The sequence below is a fragment of the uncultured Serinicoccus sp. genome (assembly GCF_947500995.1).
In the GTDB taxonomy this organism is placed as follows: Bacteria; Actinomycetota; Actinomycetes; order Actinomycetales; family Dermatophilaceae; genus Ornithinicoccus.
Map to the genome: position 1 here is coordinate 362,680 of NZ_CANMUA010000003.1, position 21,935 is coordinate 384,614.

Annotated in this window: 23 protein-coding genes; 11 read left to right on the forward strand and 12 right to left on the reverse strand. The window is 71.2% G+C overall.

The features are described from left to right. Positions 1-11 precede the first annotated feature (11 nt). The 3 genes from Q0967_RS06885 to Q0967_RS06895 all read left to right on the forward strand — a co-directional run bounded on the left by Q0967_RS06885 (position 12) and on the right by Q0967_RS06895 (position 2,000). The gene (locus Q0967_RS06885; RefSeq protein WP_298748295.1) at positions 12-686 is read left to right on the forward strand and encodes a 1-acyl-sn-glycerol-3-phosphate acyltransferase; all 675 of its coding nucleotides are present in this window, start codon (positions 12-14) and stop codon (positions 684-686) included. Between the two features lie 58 nt (positions 687-744). Beyond that, the gene (gene recR, locus Q0967_RS06890; RefSeq protein ID WP_298748293.1) at positions 745-1,362 is read left to right on the forward strand and encodes a recombination mediator RecR; all 618 of its coding nucleotides are present in this window, start codon (positions 745-747) and stop codon (positions 1,360-1,362) included. A gap of 77 nt (positions 1,363-1,439) precedes the next feature. Further along, the gene (locus Q0967_RS06895) at positions 1,440-2,000 is read left to right on the forward strand and encodes a DUF5063 domain-containing protein (protein ID WP_298748291.1); all 561 of its coding nucleotides are present in this window, start codon (positions 1,440-1,442) and stop codon (positions 1,998-2,000) included. Positions 2,001-2,029: 29 nt separating this feature from the next. On the opposite strand, the gene Q0967_RS06900 is transcribed toward Q0967_RS06895, so the two are convergent. The 11 genes from Q0967_RS06900 to Q0967_RS06950 form a co-directional block, all read right to left on the reverse strand. After that, complete coding sequence (locus Q0967_RS06900; RefSeq protein WP_298748289.1) at positions 2,030-2,368, reverse strand: monovalent cation/H(+) antiporter subunit G; 339 nt, start codon at positions 2,366-2,368, stop codon at positions 2,030-2,032. Then, positions 2,365-2,625 (reverse strand): transporter, encoded by a 261-nt coding sequence (locus Q0967_RS06905; RefSeq protein WP_298748286.1) that lies wholly within the window; start codon positions 2,623-2,625, stop codon positions 2,365-2,367. The genes Q0967_RS06900 and Q0967_RS06905 overlap by 4 nt, the downstream gene beginning before the upstream one ends. Next, complete coding sequence (locus Q0967_RS06910; RefSeq protein WP_298748283.1) at positions 2,622-3,002, reverse strand: Na+/H+ antiporter subunit E; 381 nt, start codon at positions 3,000-3,002, stop codon at positions 2,622-2,624. Before Q0967_RS06910 ends, Q0967_RS06905 begins: the two co-directional genes overlap by 4 nt. Beyond that, positions 2,999-4,513 (reverse strand): monovalent cation/H+ antiporter subunit D family protein, encoded by a 1,515-nt coding sequence (locus Q0967_RS06915; protein WP_363321979.1) that lies wholly within the window; start codon positions 4,511-4,513, stop codon positions 2,999-3,001. Before Q0967_RS06915 ends, Q0967_RS06910 begins: the two co-directional genes overlap by 4 nt. Further along, positions 4,510-4,842, reverse strand: coding sequence for a sodium:proton antiporter (locus Q0967_RS06920; protein WP_298748282.1), 333 nt, complete (start codon positions 4,840-4,842; stop codon positions 4,510-4,512). The genes Q0967_RS06915 and Q0967_RS06920 overlap by 4 nt, the downstream gene beginning before the upstream one ends. Further along, positions 4,839-7,823, reverse strand: coding sequence for a DUF4040 family protein (locus Q0967_RS06925; RefSeq protein ID WP_298748279.1), 2,985 nt, complete (start codon positions 7,821-7,823; stop codon positions 4,839-4,841). Before Q0967_RS06925 ends, Q0967_RS06920 begins: the two co-directional genes overlap by 4 nt. A gap of 111 nt (positions 7,824-7,934) precedes the next feature. Then, positions 7,935-8,858: an AEC family transporter gene (locus Q0967_RS06930; protein WP_298748276.1), complete on the reverse strand. Its 924-nt coding sequence runs from the start codon at positions 8,856-8,858 to the stop codon at positions 7,935-7,937. Between the two features lie 5 nt (positions 8,859-8,863). After that, positions 8,864-10,051: an acyl-CoA dehydrogenase family protein gene (locus tag Q0967_RS06935; RefSeq protein WP_298748273.1), complete on the reverse strand. Its 1,188-nt coding sequence runs from the start codon at positions 10,049-10,051 to the stop codon at positions 8,864-8,866. Further along, on the reverse strand, positions 10,048-11,082 hold the full coding sequence (locus Q0967_RS06940; RefSeq protein WP_298748270.1) for a CaiB/BaiF CoA-transferase family protein: 1,035 nt from the start codon (positions 11,080-11,082) through the stop codon (positions 10,048-10,050). Before Q0967_RS06940 ends, Q0967_RS06935 begins: the two co-directional genes overlap by 4 nt. Then, positions 11,079-12,284, reverse strand: coding sequence for a hypothetical protein (locus Q0967_RS06945; protein ID WP_298748267.1), 1,206 nt, complete (start codon positions 12,282-12,284; stop codon positions 11,079-11,081). Before Q0967_RS06945 ends, Q0967_RS06940 begins: the two co-directional genes overlap by 4 nt. Next, positions 12,281-13,498 carry a CaiB/BaiF CoA-transferase family protein gene (locus tag Q0967_RS06950; RefSeq protein ID WP_299449518.1) on the reverse strand — a complete coding sequence of 406 codons (1,218 nt, stop codon included), beginning with the start codon at positions 13,496-13,498 and terminating at the stop codon, positions 12,281-12,283. The genes Q0967_RS06945 and Q0967_RS06950 overlap by 4 nt, the downstream gene beginning before the upstream one ends. Positions 13,499-13,587: 89 nt before the next feature. Between Q0967_RS06950 and Q0967_RS06955 the strand changes: the two genes are divergently transcribed. After that, positions 13,588-14,355 (forward strand): IclR family transcriptional regulator, encoded by a 768-nt coding sequence (locus Q0967_RS06955; RefSeq protein ID WP_298748262.1) that lies wholly within the window; start codon positions 13,588-13,590, stop codon positions 14,353-14,355. Positions 14,356-14,384: 29 nt separating this feature from the next. On the opposite strand, the gene Q0967_RS06960 is transcribed toward Q0967_RS06955, so the two are convergent. Beyond that, positions 14,385-15,182 carry an enoyl-CoA hydratase/isomerase family protein gene (locus tag Q0967_RS06960; protein WP_298748259.1) on the reverse strand — a complete coding sequence of 266 codons (798 nt, stop codon included), beginning with the start codon at positions 15,180-15,182 and terminating at the stop codon, positions 14,385-14,387. An 84-nt stretch (positions 15,183-15,266) separates the two neighbouring features. Here Q0967_RS06960 and Q0967_RS06965 point away from each other — a divergent pair, with 84 nt between their 5' ends. From Q0967_RS06965 to Q0967_RS06995, 7 genes are all read left to right on the forward strand, one after another. Further along, positions 15,267-15,677, forward strand: a complete 411-nt coding sequence (locus Q0967_RS06965) for a universal stress protein (RefSeq protein ID WP_298748256.1) — start codon at positions 15,267-15,269, stop codon at positions 15,675-15,677. A 174-nt stretch (positions 15,678-15,851) separates the two neighbouring features. Continuing rightward, positions 15,852-16,883 carry a tripartite tricarboxylate transporter substrate binding protein gene (locus Q0967_RS06970; protein WP_298748253.1) on the forward strand — a complete coding sequence of 344 codons (1,032 nt, stop codon included), beginning with the start codon at positions 15,852-15,854 and terminating at the stop codon, positions 16,881-16,883. Continuing rightward, positions 16,880-17,434 (forward strand): tripartite tricarboxylate transporter TctB family protein, encoded by a 555-nt coding sequence (locus Q0967_RS06975; protein ID WP_298748250.1) that lies wholly within the window; start codon positions 16,880-16,882, stop codon positions 17,432-17,434. Before Q0967_RS06970 ends, Q0967_RS06975 begins: the two co-directional genes overlap by 4 nt. A gap of 10 nt (positions 17,435-17,444) precedes the next feature. Beyond that, entirely contained in the window at positions 17,445-19,016 is a 1,572-nt protein-coding gene (locus tag Q0967_RS06980; protein ID WP_298748247.1) for a tripartite tricarboxylate transporter permease, read from the forward strand. Continuing rightward, on the forward strand, positions 19,016-19,987 hold the full coding sequence (locus Q0967_RS06985) for an aldo/keto reductase (protein WP_298748244.1): 972 nt from the start codon (positions 19,016-19,018) through the stop codon (positions 19,985-19,987). Before Q0967_RS06980 ends, Q0967_RS06985 begins: the two co-directional genes overlap by 1 nt. A 6-nt stretch (positions 19,988-19,993) precedes the next feature. Beyond that, positions 19,994-21,208: an enolase C-terminal domain-like protein gene (locus Q0967_RS06990; RefSeq protein ID WP_298748242.1), complete on the forward strand. Its 1,215-nt coding sequence runs from the start codon at positions 19,994-19,996 to the stop codon at positions 21,206-21,208. A 45-nt stretch (positions 21,209-21,253) separates the two neighbouring features. Next, positions 21,254-21,925 carry a GntR family transcriptional regulator gene (locus Q0967_RS06995; protein ID WP_298748239.1) on the forward strand — a complete coding sequence of 224 codons (672 nt, stop codon included), beginning with the start codon at positions 21,254-21,256 and terminating at the stop codon, positions 21,923-21,925. Positions 21,926-21,935 lie beyond the last annotated feature (10 nt).

Here is a 21,935-nt window from a genome sequence, read left to right on the forward strand (position 1 = left end):
ACGGCCCAGGCATGATCTACGAGCTGCTCCATCCCGTGGTGACCCCGTTGGCCACGGTGATCTGGCGGCCCGAGGTCGTGGGGCGCGACAACGTGCCGATGGACGGGCCGGTCATCCTCGCGAGCAACCACCGCTCGTTCATCGACAGCGTCGTCATCCCGCTCACGGCCCCCCGCCAGGTGGCCTTCCTCGCCAAGTCCGAGTACTTCACCGGCACCGGCATCAAGGGCTGGATCAGCCGCGAGTGGTTCACCGGGGTGGGGTCGATCCCCGTGGACCGTGACGACACCCGGGCGGCGCAGAAGTCCCTCGATCTCGCCCTGGCGCACCTGCGCGGGGGTGGCGCGTTCGGCATCTACCCCGAGGGCACCCGGTCGCGCGACGGGCGCCTCTACCGCGGCCGGACCGGGGTCGCCTGGCTGGCCCTGGAGGCCGGCTGCCCGGTCGTGCCCGTCGGGTTGCAGGGCACCCAGGACATCCAGCCGGTGGGGAGCCGCCTCCCGCGCCGGGCGAAGGTGCGGGTGGAGTTCGGCGCGCCGATCCACGTCGCCGACCGGTTCGACGGGGTGCCCCAGGGCCGGGCCCGGCGTGAGCTGACCGACGAGGTCATGCAGCGCATCCGTGAGCTGTCGGGTCAGGAGTGGGCGGGGGAGTACGCCCAGCGCTCCGGCGACACCCCGGCCTGACGCGGGGGCGGGCGAGCCTGGACGCGGGCGTCGGCGGCACGGCATACAGTGGCGTGCTGTGTATGAAGGCGTGGTCCAGGACCTGATCGACGAGCTGGGGCGGCTGCCCGGGGTGGGCCCCAAGGGAGCCCAGCGGATGGCCTTCCACCTGCTCGCGGCCGACCCCGAGGACATCACCCGCCTCGCCGAGGCCCTGCTGCAGATCCGGGAGAAGGTGCGCTTCTGCGAGGTCTGCGGCAACGTGGCGGAGGCCGAGCGCTGCCGGATCTGTCTGGACGACCGGCGCGACCCGAGCATGATCTGCGTCGTCGAGCAGAGCCAGGACGTGGCCGCCGTCGAGCGGACCCGGGAGTTCCGCGGCCGTTACCACGTGCTCGGCGGGGCCATCAACCCCATCGGTGGCGTGGGACCGGAGGACCTGCGGGTCCGCGAGCTGGTCGCCAGGCTCGCCGACGGCGAGGTCGCCGAGGTCATCATCGCGACCGACCCCAACCTCGAGGGCGAGGCGACCGCGACCTACCTCGCCCGCCTGCTCAAGCCCTACGACGGGGTGCGGGTCAGCCGCCTCGCGTCCGGGCTCCCCGTCGGCGGCGACCTGGAGTATGCCGACGAGGTCACCCTCGGACGCGCCTTCGAGGGCCGCCGGATGATCTCCACCGGCACGGCGACGCCCTGATCCGCCGACGGCGGACCGGTGGGGAGGGCCGCGCGGCACGCCCAGCACGCGCGCCCCGTTGCCCCTAGGGTGGGGACATGGTCGACGACTGGACCCAGCCGGCGCAGGACATGCACGCCGAGGTGGCCGCCTACTTCAGCAGTCTCGAGGAGGTGGCGTCGGGCGAGGCCGCCGAGTCGGCGCTGCCGCTCCTGCTGCTCAGCGTGGGGCAGCTGTGCGCCGCCGGGGCGCGGCTGGGGGCCCTGGTGGACGTGGTGCCGGCCGAGCGCTTTGAGCCCGACGCGGGCCCGGACGCCGACCTGGAACGGGTGCGCGAGGCGCTGCACGCGCTGCTCGGGGGTCTGGACGACTACTGCGACCTGGAGGACCCTGTCATCACCGGCGAGGTGACGCGTGGCTCGCTCTCGGACGACCTCGTGGCCGTGGCGGCGGACCTCGCGCACGGCCAGGAGCACTACCTCGCCGGGCGCCCGACCGAGGCTATGTGGTGGTGGCAGTTCAGCTACCTGTCCTCCTGGGGCGAGCGCGCCGCCGCGGCGCTGCGCGTGCTGCACACCCTCCTGGCGCACGTCCGGCTCGATGCCAGCGACGAGCAGGTCATGGAGGCCGAGCTCGCCGCGCTGCACGCCGTCACCTGACGGCCGCCGTCGCCCGGGGGCGTGGGGGCTCAGGCCAGCTCGTTGGGGTCCGTGGCGGGGTCGAGGGGGGCGCCCGAGCGGTAGGCCGCCCGCCCGAGCGCGTTGGAGGCGACCGAGCTCATGATGATGAAGCCGGCGATGGCGACCAGGAGCTTGATGAGGGTGATGACGTCGAAGCCGTGCACCACGACGTGCTGGATGTAGACCCCGGTCGCGATCCACGGCAGCCCCATGCCGGTGGCGCTGGAGAGCACGTTGATCCGGGACAGGCCGTCCCGCGAGCGCAGCATGGCGATGGCGCTGAGCAGCACGAAGATGGCGCCACCGATGCACAGCACGCCGGTGAGGATGGTCAGCAGCAGCGTCATCGTCGCCCCCTGGTGAGGATCCGGGCCAACGACACCGTCGCGAGGATGCCGACGAGCGCGGCGAGGGAGGCGACGTCGAGCAGCACGATCGACTCGGCGTTCAGCCCGACCATGAGGAAGATGCCGACCGCGCAGAAGTAGACGAGGTCGCTCACCGCGGCGACCGAGGCGTCGTCGCGCGAGAGCATCACCCGCACGAGCCCCAGCACGGCCGCGAGCAGCAGGATCACCACGGTGGTCCACACGATGACGGTCATGACGGTTCCCCCTCCATCGCCTGCTCCCCGGACCGGCGCCCGCGGGTCATGACGAGGAGCCGACGCTCCATGTCCCGCAGGTCCTCGATGACGGAGTCGCGGTCCTCGCCGTAGAGCGCGTGGACGTAGAGGGTGGGGGGCGAGTCGCCGGTGCGGGGGGCGATGCCGAGAGTGATGGTTCCGGGGGTGATGGTGATGGAGGAGGCCATGGTGCTGATCTCCAGGTCGGTCTCGCAGTGCAGGGGGAGCGCCACGATCGCAGGGGACATGCGCAGGTTCGGGGTGATGACGTCGACCCCGATGCGCAGCGCGCCACGGATGACCTCGCCGGCCAGCCAGCCGGCGTAGACCCCGACGCGCAGTGGGTTGGGGATCATCCGGTCACCGCCTGCACGTAGGGCTGCAGGTCGACCAGACCCTGGGCCGCCCGGGTGGTCACCTGCATGATCGGTCCGGCGAAGACGAACATCGCGAGCTGGGTGAGCACGAGCACGGCCATGGGGGCGAGGAGCCGGGGGGTGACCCGGACGTCGTCGGTCAGCGCGACCGTGGTGCCGCGGCCCGTCTCCGGGGAGTCGGGGAGGTAGTCCTCCATGTCGGGGCCCCAGAACACCCCGACCCACAGCCGCTGCATGGCGACGAGCGAGCCGAGGGCACCGACGAAGATCAGCGTGATGAAGACCGCCTGCCACGCACCACCCGCCTGGGCGGAGGCCTGCACGAGACCCACCTTGCCGAAGAAGCCGGAGCTGGGGGGGAGCCCGATGAGCGACATGAGGGCGAGGGCGTAGCCGATGGTCAGCAGCCGGTCGCGACGGATGATGCCCGACAGCCGCTCGTACCGGCCCGAGCCGTAGGTCTGCTCGATGGCGCCGGCCCCGAGGATGAGGGCCCCCATCGTGATGATGTGGTGGATCATGTAGAAGATGCCGGCGCCCAGGGAGAACTGGGTGAACAGCACGAGGCCCAGCATGATGTGCCCGACGCCGGCGACCATCTGCCAGGACAGGGCCCGCCGCATGACCCGCTCGCCGAAGGTGCTGTAGGAGCCGACGACCAGCGAGAGCCCCACGAGGACGGCGAGGACCATGATCCACGGGGGCTGACCCTCGTAGAGCGTGGACGTGACGCGGTACAGGGCGTACAGCGCGACCTTGGTGTGCAGGGCGCTGAACAGCGCCATGACGGAGGCCGAGGTGGCGGGGTAGGTCCGCGGCAGCCAGGTGTGCAGGGGCACGATGGCGGCCTTGATCGACAGCGCCAGCAGCACCACGCCCGAGCTGAGCATGGTCCGCGGGTCGCTGCCGGCGCCGACGAGGAGCGCGAGGTTGACCGTCTCGGCGGTCGCGTAGACGAGGCCGACCCCGATGAGCAGGATCGTGCTGGTGAGCAGGTTGACGACGACGAAGGTCCGGCCCACGCCCAGGCGCCGCCACGTGCCGGTCACCGCGATGAGGGCGTAGCTGGGCAGCAGCATGACCTCGACGAAGACGAAGAGGTTGAAGAGGTCGCCGGTGAGGAAGGCGCCGTTGACCCCGCCGAGCAGCATGAGCACGAGGGGGGTCACCAGCCGGTAGCGGCTCTCCCCGGTGATCGTCATGAAGACGAGGCACATGAGCACGGTGAGCGAGGTCACCAGGATCATGAGCGCGCTGAGCGTGTCGGAGACGAAGGGGATCGCGACCCCGGGCACGAAGGCGCCGACGTTCTCGGCGATGACGGGGGTCTCGCGGTGCTGCAGCAGCAGGTCGAGGGCGCCGAGCCCGGTGAGGACCGGGATGGCGAGCAGCCAGATCCGCTGCCACGTGGCGTTGCGCCAGAGCACGGTGGCGGCGGACGCGGCGATCGGCAGCACGGCGAGGAACGGGAGGAGGGCGGAGGTCATCATCGGCGGTGGGTCTCCCCGGTCTCGGGCATCCGCTTGGTGTCGTCGTTGTGGCCGATGACGGCCATGGCGAGCATGAGCACGGTCACGGCGAGGGCGATGACGATGGCGGTCAGGACGAAGGCCTGGGGCAGGGGGTCACCGGCGTCCGCGGCCCCGGCCGCGTCCGGGAACGGCTCGCCGCGCCAGGCGGTCACGCCCGCGGAGAGGATGACCAGGTTGGCGGCGTGGGCGAGCAGCGACAGGCCGAAGATGATGCGCACCATGCCGCGCTGCAGCATGAGGTAGATGGCCCCCGCGGTGAGGACCCCGACGGTGATGGGGATGATCACTGGCCACCTCCCGGCCGTGGGGGACGGTCCTGCTGCAGGTAGGTCGACCGCCGTCCGGGGATGCCGCGACGCGTCTCGGCATACCGCTCGCCGCGGGAGGTGTCCATGGGGCCGCTGATCTCACCCTCCACCGACTCGTCGGCGCGCTCCCGGGTGCCCTCGCGGCCACCGGTGGCGCCGAGCAGGTTGAAGGCCTCCATGACGAGGCCGAGCACCGCGAGGTAGACGCCGAGGTCGAAGACCATCGAGGTGCTGACGTGGATGTCGAAGACGTAGCCGTGCAGCGGCTCGAGGAAGGACGCGTGACCGAGCATGCCCCAGATGCCCGTGCCGATGGCGATGAGCACGCCCACCGCGACGAGGCGCAGCGGGAGCCGGGGCGGCCCGACGACACGGTCGCGGGAGGTGGCGAGGTAGATCAGCGCCACGATGGACGACCCCACGAGCGCGGCGATGAACCCGCCGCCGGGGGAGTTGTGGCCGCGCAGGAAGAGGATCGTGGAGATGATCGCCAGCAGCGGCGCAGTGACCCGGACCATGATCTGCATCGGCACGGCGTTGCCCCAGGCCTCGGCGATGGCGCGGTATGCCGTGGACCCCTCGGCCTGCAGCGGCACCTCCGGGGGCGCGACGTAGTTGCGGTCCGCCTCCGGGGGCGGGTCGAGGTAGCGGTCGCGGACCGTGGAGAGGATGGCGACCATGGCGGCCGCGGCCATCCCGAGCACGGTGAGCTCGCCGAAGGTGTCGAGGGCACGGAACTCCACGAGGATCGTGTTGACGACGTTGTCGCCGCTCGTCTCGACCGGGCCCTCGGTGAGGTACCAGATCGCGATCTCGCTGCGGTCGCGACGGCCGGTCAGCGCCCAGGTCGCCACGCCGGCGGACAGCCCGCCGACGACGGCGAGCACCAGGGCGGCCTTGTTGCCCCACCGCGGCCCGCGCCCGAAGGTCTGGGGGAGGCGCTGCAGCACGAGCATGATCATCAGCACGGTGAGTGCCTCGACGAGCAGCTGGGTCATGCCCACGTCGGGTGCGCCGAGGGCGAAGATCTGGACGGTCACGGCGGCGCCGATCGTGGACAGCGCGACCACCGCCGCGAGCCGGGAGCTGGCGCGGCCCAGGACGACCACGGCCCCGGCGATGATGACGAGCACGACCGCGTCGACCGGGCTGACCAGCCCCTCCTGCACCGGCAGGAGCTCGTCGCGGGCGACGAGGACCCCCACGCCGCCGAGCACCAGGGCGGCGAGGGCGACGAACTGCACGGCGACGTGGCGGGTGGGGTTGTCGGCGCGGGCGAGGGCGCCCAGCGCCTTGCCGATGTCGGCGGCGGTGTCGTTGATGACCCGGATGACGTCGGCGCCGTCGAAGGAGAAGGTGTCGTGCTCGCGGGCCGGGAAGAAGAAGCGGCGGCGCAGGATGACCATCACGCCGACGGCGATGATCGCCAGCGAGGTGATGAGCTCGAGGTTGACGCCGTGCCACAGGGCGAGGTGCGGGTGCGGCTCCTCGGCGTCGGCGGGGAGCATGGCGGCGGTGGCCCGGCCCACCGGGGTGTCGAGGATGCCGACCACGAAGGCCAGCGGCAGTCCGACGACGATGGGGATGGCGGCGAAGGTCCCGAGGGCCCACGGGGTGGTGTGCAACGGGCGGTCCTCGGGCCACTTGGCCTGGCCGCGGCCGTCGTAGAAGCCGTTGAAGACGATCTTCGCGCAGTAGGCGAAGGTGAGGATGGCGGTCAGGGCGACCCCGAGGAAGGCGGCCCAGGAGGCGACCACGCCGAAGGGGGAGTCGAGCATCGAGGTGAGGATGCTCTCCTTGGAGACGAAGCCGAGCATGGGCGGGACGCCGGCCATCGAGGCGCACCCGAGCACGGTGACCCAGAAGGCCATCGGCATGGCGCTGGAGAGCACCGGCATCCGTCGCACGTCGCGGGTCCCGGTCGCGTGGTCGACGACGCCGACCATCATGAAGAGCCCGGACTTGAAGAGCGCGTGCGCGATCACGTGGAGGATGGCGGCGGCCAGGGCGTACTCCGTGCCCACGCCGATGGTGGCGACGATGAGGCCGAGCTGGCTGACCGTGGAGTAGGCCATGAGCTTCTTGAGGTCGGTCTTCTGCAGCGCGAACCAGCCGCCGATGCCGCAGGTGACGAGGCCGGTCGTGATGAGCAGGACGTTCCACACCGGCACGTCGTGGAAGGCCGGGGAGAAGCGCATGAGCAGGAAGATGCCGGCCTTGACGACGGCGGCGGCGTGCAGGTAGGCGCTGACCGGGGTGGCGGCGGCCATGGCGTCGGGCAGCCAGACGTGGAAGGGGAACTGCGCCGACTTGGTGAAGGCCGCGAGGATGACGAGCAGGGCCACGGCGGCCGTGAAACCGGGGCTGGTGTCCCACACCTCGTGGGCGAGCGCCTCGGACAGCGTGGTCGTGCCGGTGCGCACGATGATCGCGGTGACCGCGGCCAGCAGCCCGAGCCCGCCGAGGAAGGTGATGAGCAGGGTGCGCATCGAGGCGGCCTCACCGGCATACCCCGACCGGGCGATGAGGAAGAAGCTGGCGAGGCTGGTGAGCTCCCAGCACAGGAACAGCAGGATGAGGTCGTCCGCCAGCACCAACCCGACCATGGAGACGGTGAACATCGCCATGTAGAAGTAGAAGGTGAGGTTGCGGCCCGGCTTGAGGTATGCCGTGGAGTAGGCGAGCACGATCGCGCCGATGACCAGGGCGATGAAGGTGAAGACCGTGCCGAGGCCGTCCGCGCGCAGCGACAGGTCCAGGCCCAGGGTCGGCACCCACGGCATGGACCAGGTCGGCGTGTCCCCGGCCATGACCTGCGCCGCGGCGGGCCAGAACGCCGCCGCGGCCGCGAGGTAGAGCGCGGCGATGGGCCAGCCGGCGTGACGACCGAGGAAACGGGTGAGCGGGAACGTCGCGAGGACCGTCACCGCGGAGATGACGAGGGTCCAGAGCAGGCTCACGGAGCACCCGCCCTGGACAGGCCGGTGCCAGTGGGGCAACGGTCGACCGGGCGGATCATGAACAGCAGGCTACCAACCCCGGTCGTGCCTCAGGATGACGTGTCGCGGGACCTACGCCGACACCAGGGCGGACGCCAGCAGGATGACGGGTAGCGAGAGGGCGGTGGTGAGCAGGATGGAGTCCCGTGCCAGCGGTACCGAGGTGGAGTAGCGCACGGCGTGCACGAAGATGTTCTGCGCGGTGGGCAGGGAGACCAGCACCATCGCGGTGAGCAGCTCCGAGCCCGCGAGGCCGAGGACGCCCGCGCCGATCCCCAGGGCGAGGGCCGGCGCGATGAGGGACTTGAGCGTGACCGCCAGGAGGACGGCGTCACGTCCGGGACCGCGTCCCGGCGCGGGTGCACCGTGGAGGGAGATGCCGAAGGCCAGCAGCATGAGCGGGACCGCAGCCGCCCCGAGGAGCTCAAGGGGATCGAGGAGCACCCGTGGTGGGTTCCAGCCGACGAGGCTGACGCCCAGTCCCAGGGTCACCGCCAGGACGTAGGGGTTGCGCACCGGTCCCAGGAGAACCCTCCACCCCGAGCCCTTCCCCGAGGTGAGCAGGTCGAGCGCGGTCAGGCCGACGGGCAGCATGACCAGTACCTGGAAGAGCAGCAGCGGGGCGACGGGTGCGGCGCTGCCCACGACCAGGATGAGCAGAGGTATGCCGAGGTTGTTGGTGTTCACGTAGCTCGCGCACATGGCGCCGATGACCGTCTCGGCGCCGGGGCGTCCCAGGACGCTGCGTGCCACCACCACGTAGAGCACAGCCGTGAGGGTGGCGGTGACGACCGCCACCCCCGACGCCGGCGACATCACCGCGCCCACCTCTGCGTCGTACAGCGTCGTGAAGAGCAGGGCGGGGGCGGCCACGGCGAAGGACAGCCGGCTGAGCGGGACCTCGGCGTCCTGGCCGAGGACCTCCCACCGCCCGAGCACGTAGCCGACACCGACCACCGTTCCCAGCAGCAGGAACCCGCCCAGGACGTCCAGCACGGCGCCTACGACGCCATCAGGTCTCGGGCGACGATGTTGCGCTGGATCTGGTTGGTGCCCTCGATGATCTGCAGACCCTTGGCCTCGCGCATGAAGCGCTCCAGGGGGTAGTCCGCGCTGTAGCCGTTCGCGCCGAACACCTGGAGGGCGTCCACCGTGATCTTCATCGTGGAGTCCGTGGCGAAGGTCTTGGCCATGGCGATCAGCGGGGCCGCCTCCCGGGGCGGAGTCCCCGCGTCCAGGACGGCGGCGGACTTGTACACCAGGTGCCGGGAGGCCTCCAGGCCGATCTTCATGTCGGCCAGCATCCAGGACAGGCCCTGGAAGTCGCCGATCGGCTGTCCGAACGCGTGTCGCTCGCGGGAGTAGGCGACCGCGTGCTCCAGCGCCGCCCGCCCCAGGCCCAGGGCCCGGGCCCCGACCAGCGGGCGGAGCATCGTGAAGGTGCTGGCAGCTGTGGCGAAGCCGCGGCCCTCCTCCCCGAGACGGTCGCTCTCGGGCACCAGGACGTCCGCGAAGTCGACCCGGCACGAGGGGATGGCGCGGCCGCCGATCTTGTTCATCCGCTCCCCGAGGGTGACGCCCGGGGCGTCCGTCGGGACCACGAAGCTGCTCAGCCCGCGATGCCCTGGCTCGCCGGTGCGGGCGAAGGTCACGAAGTAGTCGGAGACGGGAGCGTTGCCGGCCCAGACCTTGGTGCCGGTGAGCCGGTACCCACCGGGCACCCGCTCGGCCCGCGTCTGCAGGTTGGCCATGTCCGACCCCACGTCCGGCTCGGTGTTCGCGGTGGAGAAGCGGAGGTCGCCGGCAGCCAGCCCGGGCAGGAAGCGGGCCTGCTGCTGCTCGTTGCCGGCCATCGCGATCGCGAAGAGCGGCTGCCAGGTCATCATCAGCAGGTAGGAGGTGTTGTAGCAGGCACGGGTCAGCTCCTCGATCACCAGTGCAGAGGTGAGGATGCCGGCTCCCTGCCCGCCGTGCCGCTCGTGGAAGGGCAGGGTGAGCAGGCCCTCGTCCCGGAGCAGCTCGAACATGTCCTGGGGATAGTCCCCGGTGCGGTCCCGCTCGGCCGCGCCGGCGGCCACCGGACCGTCCGCCAGGACCCGCACCCGTTCGACGAGCTGCTGCTGCTCGGTCGAGAGGGCGTACTGCTCGGCGTCGTGGCGGGCTTCGGGGGTGGGTGTGGTGGTGCTCACGGTGTCTCCTCGTCGGTCGGTGCGGGGTCGTGCTGCCCCAGGAGCGGTGGTGGCCGGGTGGCCGGTGGCCAGGGTGGGTCGGCACGCAGGGGTGTCGGCAGCTGGGCGAGCGGTCCCAGGGTGGGATGCTCCACCTGCACCGTGCGCCCCGGCGGGCCGGGCAGGACGTCGCCCAGCCCGTGCACCGGGGCCACCGGTATGCCGGCGGCGGACAGGGCGTGGACCGCGTCGGCACGGACCGTGCGGCCCAGGACCCGGTCGAGGTCCTCCGGGCCGTCGGCGCCCAGGGCACGCGCCACCGCCGACCGGTCGGCGGTGGCGGCCCAGACCGCCCCGTCCCGGCAGCAGAGCGCTCCCACCTCCTGTGCCGCGCTCTCTCCCACCTCGTCCCCGGCCCGCGTGGTCATACGGTCGTTCTGGGCGTAGAGCTGGGCGTCGAGCAGGTTGAGGTCGATGCGGCACCCCTGCCCGGTGCTCGAACGACGCAGCAGCGCGGCGAGCACGGCGTTCGTCGCGAGCGCGGCGGCCGCGAAGTCGGGCAGGCTCACGCCCATCCGCACCGGAGCGCCGCCGCCGGTCTCGTGCAGCGCGCCGCTCAGCGCCTGGATGACGGGGTCGTTGGCGGGCCGCCCGGCGGCTGGTCCGTCTGGCCCGAAGGCGGAGATCGCGCAGTAGACCAGGCGCGGGTCGGCGCGCCGGAGAAGGTCGGCGCCCATGCCCAGGCGCTCCGCCGTCCCCGGCCGGAAGTTGTGGACGACCACGTCGCACGTGGCCGCGAGGTCCCGGGCCCGGCATTGGTCCTCCGAGCGCTTCAGGTCGAGCGTGACCCCCCGCTTGCCGCGGTTGAAGCCCAGGAAGATCGCTGACTCCCCGCCCTCGTAGACCGCGCCCATGGCCCGGCCGATCTCACCGGTGGGGGGCTCGACCTTGATCACGTCCGCGCCCAGGTCGGCCAGCATCTGGGTGCACCACGGGCCTGCGACGAAATGCGTGAGGTCGAGGACCCGCAGGCCGGTGAGCGGGGAGGTCATGAGCGGCGGGCGGGGGTGCCGGCGGGGTGCAGGACCGGTGCCAGGCTCAGGGGCTCGGCGTCGGGGTGCAGCAGCCGGAAGGCGGCCTCGACCACCCAGTAGTTGCCGTAGGGCATCACGTCCTCCATCGGGAAGCGGGAGAAGCCGGCTCCCGCCTTGTCGGCCGGCAGCCTCCCCCAGCTGCTGTGCAGCAGCACGCCGCCCGGGGACAGGTGGTCGCGGAACAGGCGGGTGGCGATGCGGGTCCCGGCCGCCTCCGCCCACCTGGCGGAGGCGGGGTCGAGACGAGCCAGGCGGAGCAGCGCGTTGGCGGCGATCGCGGCGCTGCACGAGTCCCGGGGGACCGCCGGAGCGGCGGGGTCGTGGAAGTCGTAGAAGGGGACGTCGTCCTCGGGGAGGTGGTCCACGTACCACCGGCAGGTGCGCCGGGCGACCTCCAGGAACCGGGGTTCCCCGGTGGCCTCGTGCACATTGACGTAGTTGTGCATCGCCCAGGCCTGTCCTCGCGCCCAGGTGGTGTCGTCGTCGTAGCCCTGCAGGGAGTACCGTCGGGCCGCTCTGCCGGTCTCCAGGTCGAACTCGATGGCCTGGTGGGCGGAGCCGTCGTCGCGGATGATGCCGTGGTCGAGCAGCCGGGCGTTGTGCGTGACGGCGATGTCCCGCAGCGCTGGGGACTGCGGGGCGGCCCAGTAGAAGGGGAGCAGGTTCAGGCCGGTGTCGATGACGGCGCGGTTCACGCCCAGCACCTGGAAGAAGATCTCCAGCCGAGGGTCGAGGTTCTCCGCATAGCGCTCGGTGGCACGTAGTGACGCGGCAGCGAGGTCCTCGTCACCGGTCAGCCGCGCTCCCAGGCAGGAGGCGTAGAACAGGTCGCTGCCGGCGGCGGAGAAGCGGGGCGGGGCAGCGGCCAGGGCGCTCGCCACGGTGCGGGCCAGGGTGGTCGCTGCGGCCCGCACCCGGTCGTCGCCGAGGTGCTCCGAGACCAGCCACAGCCGGCCGGTGAGGAAACCGACCCACTGGAACGTGGCCCACCGGTGCGGGTCGTAAGGCGCCACCGGCCGGTAGCCGCCGGTGCGGTAGCTGAAGGCCGGGACGTGTCCGGCAGGGGCGTCCTCGACGAGCTCCAGCACCGGGTCCAGGCCGGCACGGACGTCGAGCAGCGCCCGGTCGGCGGCGGCGCGCGCGTCGGCGTCCCCGGTCACGGGCGTCCACCCTCGCTCGCGGCGACCCCGGTGGCGAGAAGGGTCTCGACCTCGTCCTCGGACAGGCCGTGCTCGCGCAGGACGGCGCGGGTGTCGGCGCCGAGTCGTGGGGGAGCGGTCCGGACCGCTGGGCGCACCCCGTCGAGACGCATGGGCGCGGCGAGGGTGCGCAGCTGCCCCACGGTGGGGTGCTCGACCTCCACCACGATCTGGTTGTGGACCACCTGGGGGTCCGTCATGGCCGTGGACAACGTGTTGACGGGGGCGCAGGGCACCCCTTCGTCCTGGAGGATGCGGAGCCAGTCCTGGGCGTCGCGCTGGCCGAACTGGGCGGTGAGCGTCGCCACCAGCTCCTCCCGACGAGCCACCCGGTCCCGGTTGGCGGCGTACCCGCTGTCCTCGAGGAGGTCGGTCCGTTCCAGCGCCCGACAGAGCAGCCGCCAGAACTTGTCGTTGATGACCGAGAGGTAGATGTAGGTCCCGTCCTGGCAGCGGAACGCCTGGTACGGGCAGAACTGCGGGTGCGCGCTCCCGAGCCGCGGCTGGTCCTCGCCGTTGATGAGGTACTCCTGGGCGCGGGGGCCGAGCGCGAAGATCTCGGCGTCCAGCAGGTTCAGGTCCACCTGGCTTCCGTGACCGTGCCGGACGCGACCCAGCAGGCCCGCGAGCACCGCCTGGGCGGCGAGCATGCCCGCGGCGAAGTCGGGCACGCTCACCCCCTGGCGGGCCGGTGGACCGTCCTGCTCCCCGGTGATCGACATCACCCCCGACAGGGCCTGGACGATGGGGTCGTTGCCGCCCAGCCCGGCGTAGGGGCCGTCGGTGCCGAACGCTGAGATGGAGACGTAGACGAGCTCGGGCGCGAGGTGCTCCAGCGCGGGACGGTCTACGCCCAGGGCGGCTGCCTTGCCCGGACGGAGGTTCTCGACGACGGCGTCCGCACCCAGGACCAGACGGTGGAAGACCCGCCGGCCCTCCGGGCTGGTCAGGTCGAGAACCACGCTGCGCTTGTTGCGGTTCAGGGCCAGGAACACCGCGCTCTCGTCCCCGGCGTAGACGCTGCCAGCGGTGCGGGACATGTCTCCGGTCCCAGGCCGCTCGATCTTGATGACGTCGGCCCCGAGGTCCGCCAGGAGCATGGTGCACCAGGGGCCGGCGGCCAGGTGGCTCAGGTCCAGCACCGTGAGGCCGGCGAGGGGGAGGGAGGCGCTCATGAGTCTCCGTTCGTAAATAGGAACGGCGTTCAGGGTAGTAGGCTGTCCCGGTCCCCGCAAGAGATCGGTCCAGGACGAGGAGGCGCAGCGTGGTCAGCGACAACGGGTCGGTCCGTTCGGTGGAGCGCGTCACGGCGGTGCTGGAGCTGCTCTCGGCCCGGCGGCGACCGATGCGCCTGGCCGAGATCGCGCAGGAGCTCGAGATGCCGAAGAGCACCGTCCACGGACTGCTGCACACGCTGGACGCCAGGGACTTCGTCCGACGGGACGAGGAGCAGCGGTACCGGCTCTCGATCCGGCTCTTCTCGCTGGCGGCGACCGCCCTGGGGTTCGAGGACCTGCGCGACGTCGCCCGTCCCGCGATGCGCGAGCTCTCGGAGAGCACCCGGGGCACCGCGAGCCTGGCGGTGCTCGACGGGCACGAGGTGGTGTACCTCGAGAAGGTCGAGGACCGCAGCAGCCTGGTGCAGGTCGTCACGCAGGTCGGCACGCGGGTCCCGGCGCACATCAACGCCCTGGGCAAGGCGTTGGTGGGGGCGCTGCCGCGGGAGGAGCGGGAGAGGTGGGTCGACGCGCACACCTTCACCCAGGTGACCGGCAGCACCGTCGCCGACCCAGCGGCCTTCCGCGCCCAGCTCGCCACGCAGGACCGCCTCGGGTATGCCGTGAACGACCAGGAGCTGCACCCGGCGGTCACCGCCTGGGCCGCCCCGGTGCGCGGTCACCACGGGCAGGTGGTCGCCGCGCTCAGCCTGGCGCACCTCGGCTCGCCGCCCTCGGCGGAGCAGATGCACGAGCTGGGTCTGCGGGTCCGCGCTGCTGCCGGTCGGGTGTCCGAGGCGCTCCGCTCCGACTGACCCGCAGCGCCGCAGGGGTCCCTGCCATCCTAGCGGTGCCGGAAGAGAGGGTCGCGCCGCTCCAGGAAAGCGGCGGCGCCCTCGGCCGCGTCCTCCGTGCCGAAGGCACGGGCGAAGAGCTGGGACTCGTACTCCAGGCCCACCTCGAGAGGTGCCGTGGCGCCGGTGTCCACCAGGCGCTTGATCATCCGGACGGCGACGGCGGGCCGGTCTGCGAGGGTGCCCGCCCAGGCCTGCGCCTGCCCCAGCGCCTGGCCGTCGTCGACGACCAGGTCCACCAGCCCGATCCGCAGGGCCTCCTCGGCGTCGACGGGGTCGCCGAACATCATCAGGCGCTTGGCCTGCGACGCGCCGACGATGCGGGGCAGCAGCTGCGAGCCGCTGGTCCCGGGGAAGATCCCGCGCCTCACCTCCGGCAGGGCGAAGGTCGACCGTCGAGACGCCACCCGCAGGTCGGCGAAGAGCGCGAGCTCCAGCCCACCGCCCAGGGCCAGGCCGTCGATCGCCGCGACCACCGGGCACCGGCACCGTCGGACCGCTTCGGAGACCCGGTGCCCCTGCTGGGACACCTCGTAGGCGCTCCCCCGGCGGATCCTGTCCGGGAACTCCTTGAGGTTGGCGCCGGCCGAGAAGGCCCGTTCACCACCACCGGTGAGCACGACCGCGCGGACGCCGTCGTCGGCCGACAGGTCCCGGAAGGTCGCGGTGATGAGGTCCTTGAGCTCGCTGGTCAGGATGTTCAGCGGGGGGTTCTGCAGCACCACCGTGGCCACGGCGCCCTCGCGCCGGACCGAGAGCAGGCCCGCGGTGTCGTCGTCGACGGTCATGCTCGTCCTCTCGTCACGGCCTGTCGAGGGAGGGGTGCCTGTGGGTCACTTGACAGGGCATTCGGCTGCGTAGTGGTATACCACATGCCGAATTTGATCCTGGTCGGATATGTCCCTACACCACACGGGGAGGCGGCCGTGCGGCGGGCCACCCAGCTGGCGTCCGAGCAGGGCGGTGAGCTGGTGGTCCTCAACTTCTCCAGCGGTGACGCCGTGGTCGAGGGCCGTCGTCTCTACGACGACCAGCTCGCCGGTCTGACGGAGATGTTGGACGCCTCGGGGGCGAGTTACACCATCCGACGCGAGAGCCACCCGGGGAACGCAGCGGACGAGCTTCTCGACTTGGCCCGCGAGCTGCAGGTGGACCTGCTCGTCATCGGGCTGCGGCGACGCTCGGCCACCGGCAAGTTCCTCTTCGGGAGTACCGCACAGCGGGTCCTGCTCGAGGCCGACTGCGACGTGCTCGCGGTCAAGCCGCAGCACCCTGGACGGTGACCCGGAGCCGGGCGGGGGTGCTCGCGACCCTTGACAGCACGAGGGCGATGGTGTTGCGTATACCGAGTTCTGAACATTGAGTTTTGGACACTTCGGACCGGTGCGGCCCCCTGTCCTGCCGCGCCGGTGCAGCACGCGCAGGCCACCTCGAGTGGCACGAGCAAAGGAGCCCAGATGCGCACGATCCGAGCACTCGCAGTTTCCGCCCCCCTCCTGCTCTGCCTCGCGGCCTGCGGCGACGACGGCGGCGGTGACGGCGCCGAGGCCGGGGGGGACGTCGAGGTCCCCGCCGAGGGTGAGTGGAACGGTGACCTGACGGTCTACGTCCCCGCTGCCGCCGGTGGCGGCTTCGACATCATGGTCCGCGGCATGCAGGACCAGATGGCCGAGGCCTTGGGGACCAGCGTCGTGGTGACCAACGTCACGGGCGCCAGCGGCGCGATCGCGGCTGCCGAGCTGCTGGACCAGCCGGCCGACGGGACCTCCATGATGGTCGTGTCCCGGTCGATCTCCTCGGTCCCCTACAGCGGGTCCCCGGAGATCGACCCGGTGGTCGACTTCGCTCCGCTGGGCGTGACGGTCCAGGACGTGTCGTCGCTCACCGTACGGGCTGACGCGCCCTACCAGAGCGTCGAGGAGTTCATCGAGTACGCGGAGCAGAACCCGGGGGAGATCCAGATCGGGCACTCCGGCGTGGGCAGTGTCTGGCACGCCGCCGGACTGCTCCTCGAGGACGCCGCAGGCGTGGAGTTCTCGTTCGTCCCCTACGACGGCGGCGCCGCCTCCAACGCCGCGCTCCTGGCCGGCGAGATCGACGCGGTGCTCAACGGCCCCTCCGAGACGAGGCCGATCACCGACGGCGGCGACGCGGTCACTCTCGGTGTGCTGGGTGACGAGCGGTCGGCCACCCTGCCCGACGTGCCGACCCTCCAGGAGGAGGGCATCGACGTCACCTACTACGTCTGGCGCGGGTATGTCGTGAGCGCCGAGACGCCGGAGGCCATCCAGGACGAGCTGTCCGCACGGCTGGAGCAGGCCGCCACCAGCGAGGAGTACGTCTCGGCGATGGAGGAGGTCGGCTTCGAGACCACGTGGATCCCGGCCGAGGACTTCGCAGGTCTGATCGAGGAGGAGGACGAGCTGGTCCGCGAGCTCTTCGAGGGCGAGGACTTCATGACGACAATGCCGGAGCGGCTGAGCGAGTGACGACCCTGGCCCCGTCGAAGGACCTCCTCTCGGGAGCTCTGACGGTGGCTCTCGGGGCCGCGGTGATGTGGGCGGTCTCGGAGTTCCCGATCGGTGCGCCGGTGGGGTCCGACCCGGCACTCCTTCCTCGGCTGCTGGGCATCGGGCTCATCAGCTGTGGCCTCCTCCTGGTGGTGGTGACCCTGGTCCGCCGCCACCTGGGGATCACCCAGGCCGACGACGCCGACAGCGTGCCGCTGGACCTCCCCGAGGAGGCCCGGCGAGCGCGCGAGGCCGACCGCGCCGCACAGGCCGACGCGCCACCCGTGGAGTGGGGGGTCGTCGGGGGACTGTGCCTGGCGGTGGTGGCCTACGCCGTCGCCGCGTTCCAGCTCGGCTTCGTCGTGTCCACGTTCGTCTTCGTGGCGCTCGCCAGCCTCGTCCTCGGACGGGACCGGAGCAGACGCTCGCTCCTCACCCTTGCTGCGTTCGCCGCGGCGGTGACGGCGGTCGCCTACCTGGGGTTCTTCGAGCTGCTGAGCGTGCGCGCCCCTGACACCCCCCTTCCGTGAGCGAGGCCTGATGACCGTTCTGACCGCCTCGGCCGGGTCCCTCTACACGGAGGGCTGGGCCCTGGTCGCCACGCCGACCACCCTCCTGCTCATCCTCGCCTCCGTGCTCGTGGGCATGGTGGTCGGAGCCATTCCCGGTCTGACCGCCAACATGAGTGTCGCGGTGCTGGTCCCGCTGACGTTCACCATGTCCCCGACCGAGGCGATCGCCGTGCTCACGGGGATCTGGCTCGGCGCCATGTACGGCGGCACGCTCCCCGCGATCCTCATCAACATGCCAGGGACCCCGGCGGACCTCATGTCGACGATCGACGGCTACCCCATGAGCCGGCGGGGCGAGGGCGGACGGGCGATCGGCATCGGGGTCCTCTCCTCCTTCCTCGGCGGCGTCTTCAGCGTCCTGGTGCTCGGCAGCGCGGGGCCCGTATTGGCCTCGTTCGCCAGCAACTTCGGGTCCGCCGAGTACTTCGCCGTGGCGCTGCTGGGCCTGTCGGTGATCGCCTTCGTGTCCGGCTCCTCGATGCTCAAGGGCATCATCTCCGCCCTCCTCGGCCTCCTCGTGGGGAGCATCGGCCGTGATGTCATGACGGGCCAGTCACGTCTGACGCTGGACCAGCAGGAGCTCTACGGCGGCGTCGACTTCATCGCGGTGGTGGTCGGCATCTTCGGCCTGTCCGAGGTCATCGAGCAGGTCTACGCGCGTCAGCACCGGCTCGCCGAGCACCCGCAGCAGGTACGCAACGTGTGGTCTGCGGTCAAGGACGTCCTGCCGCTGAGGTGGGTGATCGCCAGGTCGTCGGTGATCGGGACGATGGTGGGCGCGATCCCGGGGGCGGGCCCCACCATCGCCTCGGTGATCTCCTACGGGACGCAGAAGCAGCTGTCGAAGCACCCGGAGGAGATGGGCAAGGGAGCGCCGGAGGGACTGTCCGCCTCCGACACCGCGAACAACGCGGCCACCGGCGGCTCCCTGCTGACGACCTTGTCGCTCGGCATACCCGGCGACGCGCTGACCGCCATCCTGCTGGGAGCGCTGATCATCCAGGGTGTCCAGCCGGGGCCGTTGCTCTTCGAGAACGAGAGCGAGCTGGTCTCCTCCATCTTCATCAGCCTGCTGCTGGCCAACGTGTGTCTGCTGCTCATCGGCATGTTCGGGGCGCGCCACTTCGCCAAGGTGCTCAACGTCCCGCGCACGCTGCTCTACCCGCTGATCGTCGTCGCGTGCATCGCCGGGTCCTACGCCCTCAACGGCAGCGCGTTCGACGTCGGGGTGACCCTGGTGGCGGCGCTGGTCGGCTTCCTCTTCTCCCGGGCCGGAATCCCCAAGGCACCCCTGGTGCTGGCGCTCATCCTCGGACCCATCCTGGAGAGCAACCTCCGGCGGCTGCTGTCGCTGAACGACGGCGACGTCCTGGCCTCCGCGGGAACGCTGGCCACCAGCCCCGTGGGGCTGCCTGTGCTCGTCGTCACGGCGATCCTCTTCCTCCTTCCGATGGTCACCGCCGCCCGCGAGCGGCGTGCCCATCGCGCCGGCGCCGATGCGCCCCGGCAGACACGCACCCGATCGCACGAGGAGCACTGATGGAACAGATCCAGCTGGCCGGCACCGACCTCATGGTGGGTCGCGTCGTCTTCGGCACCATGACCTTCGGCGCGCAGGTCGACGAGGAGGGCGCAGCCCGGATGGTGCAGACCTGCCGGGACGCGGGCATCACCATGTTCGACACGTCCAACAACTACGCCGGCGGGGCCTCGGAGGAGATCCTCGGCCGGATCGTGCGGCCCTTCCGCGACGAGGTCGTCATCTCGACCAAGGGTGGCAGTCACGTCGACCAGGCGGACCCGGCGTTGGCCGGACTGGGGCGGAAGGCGCTGAGGCACGCTGTCGACGGGAGCCTGCGCCGGCTCGGGGTGGACCACATCGACGTCTACTACCTGCACCGTCCGGACTGGAACACCCCGATCGAGGAGACGCTGGCCGCGCTGGAGGAGATCGTGGCGGCAGGGAAGGTGAGGTACGTCGGCCAGTCCAACTTCGCCGCCTGGCAGATCACCGAGATGATCTATCTCGCGAGGCTCCACGGGTGGCCGGAGATCCGCGTCTCACAGCCGATGTACAACCTGCTGGGCCGTCGGGTCGAGGCGGAGTACGCCGCCTGCGCGCAGCGCCTGGGTCTCACCAGCATCACCTACAACCCTCTGGCCGGCGGTCTGCTGACCGGCAAGCACCGTCCGGACCAGGCGCCGGAGGACGGCACGCGGTTCAGCAAGCCGATGTATCGCGACCGGTACTGGAACGACGCCCAGTTCTCGGCGGTGGAGCGGCTGCGCGGGGTCGCCGAGGGTGCCGGGCTGACTCTCGTGGAGCTCGCGCTGCGGTGGGTGGCGGCCCGGCCCCTGGCGGACGGCATGCTGCTCGGGGCGTCCCGGCAAGAGCAGCTCGAGGCCAACCTGCAGGCGCTGGACGGACCGAGACCGGCCGACGACGTGATGGTGGAATGCGACGAGGTCTGGGACAGCCTCCGCGGCAGCGCGCCGGACTACAACCGCTGACTCGCGATGAGGATCACCGACATCCGCGCGACCACGGTCGCCGTCCCTCTCGAGGCCCCCCTCCGGCACGCCAACGGCGGGCACTGGGGTCGTTTCGTGCGCACGATCGTGGAGGTCGACACCGACGAGGGCCTGGTCGGGCTCGGCGAGCTGCGAGGCGCCGGCGCCGTGACGGAGGACGCACTGAAGGCGCTCACGGCCTACCTGGTGGGGCACGACCCGTTCGACCTGGAGGCGATGCGGTTCAAGCTGCTCAACCCGACCGCCGCGCTGTACGGCAACCGCACGAGCCTGCACTCCGCCCTGGAGTTCGCCTGCATCGACCTCATGGGCAAGTACCTCGACGTCCCCGCCTCCCAGCTCTTCGGGGGGAGGGTGCGGGACCGGGTGGCCTTCGGCTCCTACCTCTTCTTCCGCTACTCGGACGAGGCGGGCCGGGGTGAGGTCCGGACCCCCGAGCAGCTGGTGGATCAGGCGGCCGAGCTCAAGCGGCAGCACGGCTTCAGCTCGCACAAGCTCAAGGGAGGGGTCTTCCACCCTGACTACGAGCGCTCCTGCTACGAGGCCCTGGCCGAGGCCTTCCCGGACGACGGGTTGCGCTACGACCCCAATGCCGTGCTCAGCGTGGAGGAGTCCATCCGCTTCGGGCGGGCGATCGAGCACCTCCGCAACGACTACTTCGAGGACCCCACCTGGGGGATGAACGGTATGCGGCGGGTGCGCGAGAACGTCCGGATCCCCATGGCGACGAACACCGTGGTGGTGAACTTCGAGCAGCTGGCGGCCAACGTGCTGGACCCGGCCGTCGACGTGATCCTGCTCGACACCACGTTCTGGGGTGGTATCCGCCCCTGCATCAAGGCGGCCGGCGTCTGCGAGACCTTCCAGCTGTCGGTGGCGATGCACTCGTCCGGGGAGCTGGGTATCCAGCTGGCGACCATGTTGCACCTCGGTGCCGTGCTCCCCGCCCTGCCCTTCGCGGTGGACACCCACTACCACCACCTGCTCGACGACGTGGTCGTGGGAGGCAAGCTCCGGTACGAGGACGGCAGCATCGCCGTCCCGACCGGTCCCGGCCTCGGGGTGGAGCTGGACCGGGACCGCATGGAGAAGTACGCGGACTACTTCCGCGAGGTGGGCAACTACACCTATGACCGGGATCCGCGGCGCCCGGGCTGGTTCCCCCTCGTCCCCAACGAGAGGTGGGCTGATCCGTCGTGACGGTATGCTGCATACCAAATGCAACGAGGGTGAAGGAGCCGACGGATGCCGTCATCGTTGGGACGTATCGAGACAGTTCCCCTGGGAGACCGCACCGTCGCGGCGATCAGGGCAGCGATCATCAAGGGCGAGCTGCCCGGGGGGACGGCCCTCAGCGACCGCGAGCTCTCGGAGTCGCTGGGTGTGAGCCGCACCCCGGTGCGCGAGGCGTTGCACCGGCTGAAGGAGGCCGGGCTCGTGGAGCCCCGGGGTCGGACCGGCTGGGCCGTCACCCACTTCACCGAGAAGGACGTGCGCGAGATCTTCCAGCTGCGGGTGGTGCTCGAACCGGTAGGGCTGGAAGAGCTGGAGCGCACCGCCGACCCGATGCGGGTCCGTGCCCTCAGCAGGTTCTTCGAGGACTACGCGCACCCCATCGACCCGGGGCAGTACCGCGACTACTTCGAGGAGGACCAACGCTTCCACAAGGCCATCGTCGCGTGCAGCGGCAACAGCCGGCTGCAGCACTTCTACGACGTCATCGAGGCACACATCAACCGCGGTCGCTACTTCCTCTCGGGTGCGGCGGCCGGGCGGGTCGAGGACACCCTGGACGAGCACCTGGCCATCGCCCGGGCCATCGGGGAGGGCGACTTCGCCCGGGCCCGCAGCGAGCTGCTCCTGCACCTGCGCACCGGGGAGGACCTCATGATCAAGCAGCTGCGCCAGCTCAGCTGACCCGGACCAC

Coding starts and splice junctions, on each gene's coding strand:
- Q0967_RS06885 (WP_298748295.1), top strand. CDS start 12: ATGATCTACGAGCTGCTCCATCCCGTGGTGACCCCGTTGGCCACGGTG.
- Q0967_RS06895 (WP_298748291.1), top strand. CDS start 1,440: ATGGTCGACGACTGGACCCAGCCGGCGCAGGACATGCACGCCGAGGTG.
- Q0967_RS06900 (WP_298748289.1), bottom strand. CDS start 2,368: ATGACGCTGCTGCTGACCATCCTCACCGGCGTGCTGTGCATCGGTGGC.
- Q0967_RS06905 (WP_298748286.1), bottom strand. CDS start 2,625: ATGACCGTCATCGTGTGGACCACCGTGGTGATCCTGCTGCTCGCGGCC.
- Q0967_RS06910 (WP_298748283.1), bottom strand. CDS start 3,002: ATGATCCCCAACCCACTGCGCGTCGGGGTCTACGCCGGCTGGCTGGCC.
- Q0967_RS06915 (WP_363321979.1), bottom strand. CDS start 4,513: ATGATGACCTCCGCCCTCCTCCCGTTCCTCGCCGTGCTGCCGATCGCC.
- Q0967_RS06940 (WP_298748270.1), bottom strand. CDS start 11,082: ATGACCTCCCCGCTCACCGGCCTGCGGGTCCTCGACCTCACGCATTTC.
- Q0967_RS06950 (WP_299449518.1), bottom strand. CDS start 13,498: ATGAGCGCCTCCCTCCCCCTCGCCGGCCTCACGGTGCTGGACCTGAGC.
- Q0967_RS06960 (WP_298748259.1), bottom strand. CDS start 15,182: ATGACCGTCGACGACGACACCGCGGGCCTGCTCTCGGTCCGGCGCGAG.
- Q0967_RS06965 (WP_298748256.1), top strand. CDS start 15,267: ATGCCGAATTTGATCCTGGTCGGATATGTCCCTACACCACACGGGGAG.
- Q0967_RS06970 (WP_298748253.1), top strand. CDS start 15,852: ATGCGCACGATCCGAGCACTCGCAGTTTCCGCCCCCCTCCTGCTCTGC.
- Q0967_RS06980 (WP_298748247.1), top strand. CDS start 17,445: ATGACCGTTCTGACCGCCTCGGCCGGGTCCCTCTACACGGAGGGCTGG.
- Q0967_RS06985 (WP_298748244.1), top strand. CDS start 19,016: ATGGAACAGATCCAGCTGGCCGGCACCGACCTCATGGTGGGTCGCGTC.
- Q0967_RS06990 (WP_298748242.1), top strand. CDS start 19,994: ATGAGGATCACCGACATCCGCGCGACCACGGTCGCCGTCCCTCTCGAG.
- Q0967_RS06995 (WP_298748239.1), top strand. CDS start 21,254: ATGCCGTCATCGTTGGGACGTATCGAGACAGTTCCCCTGGGAGACCGC.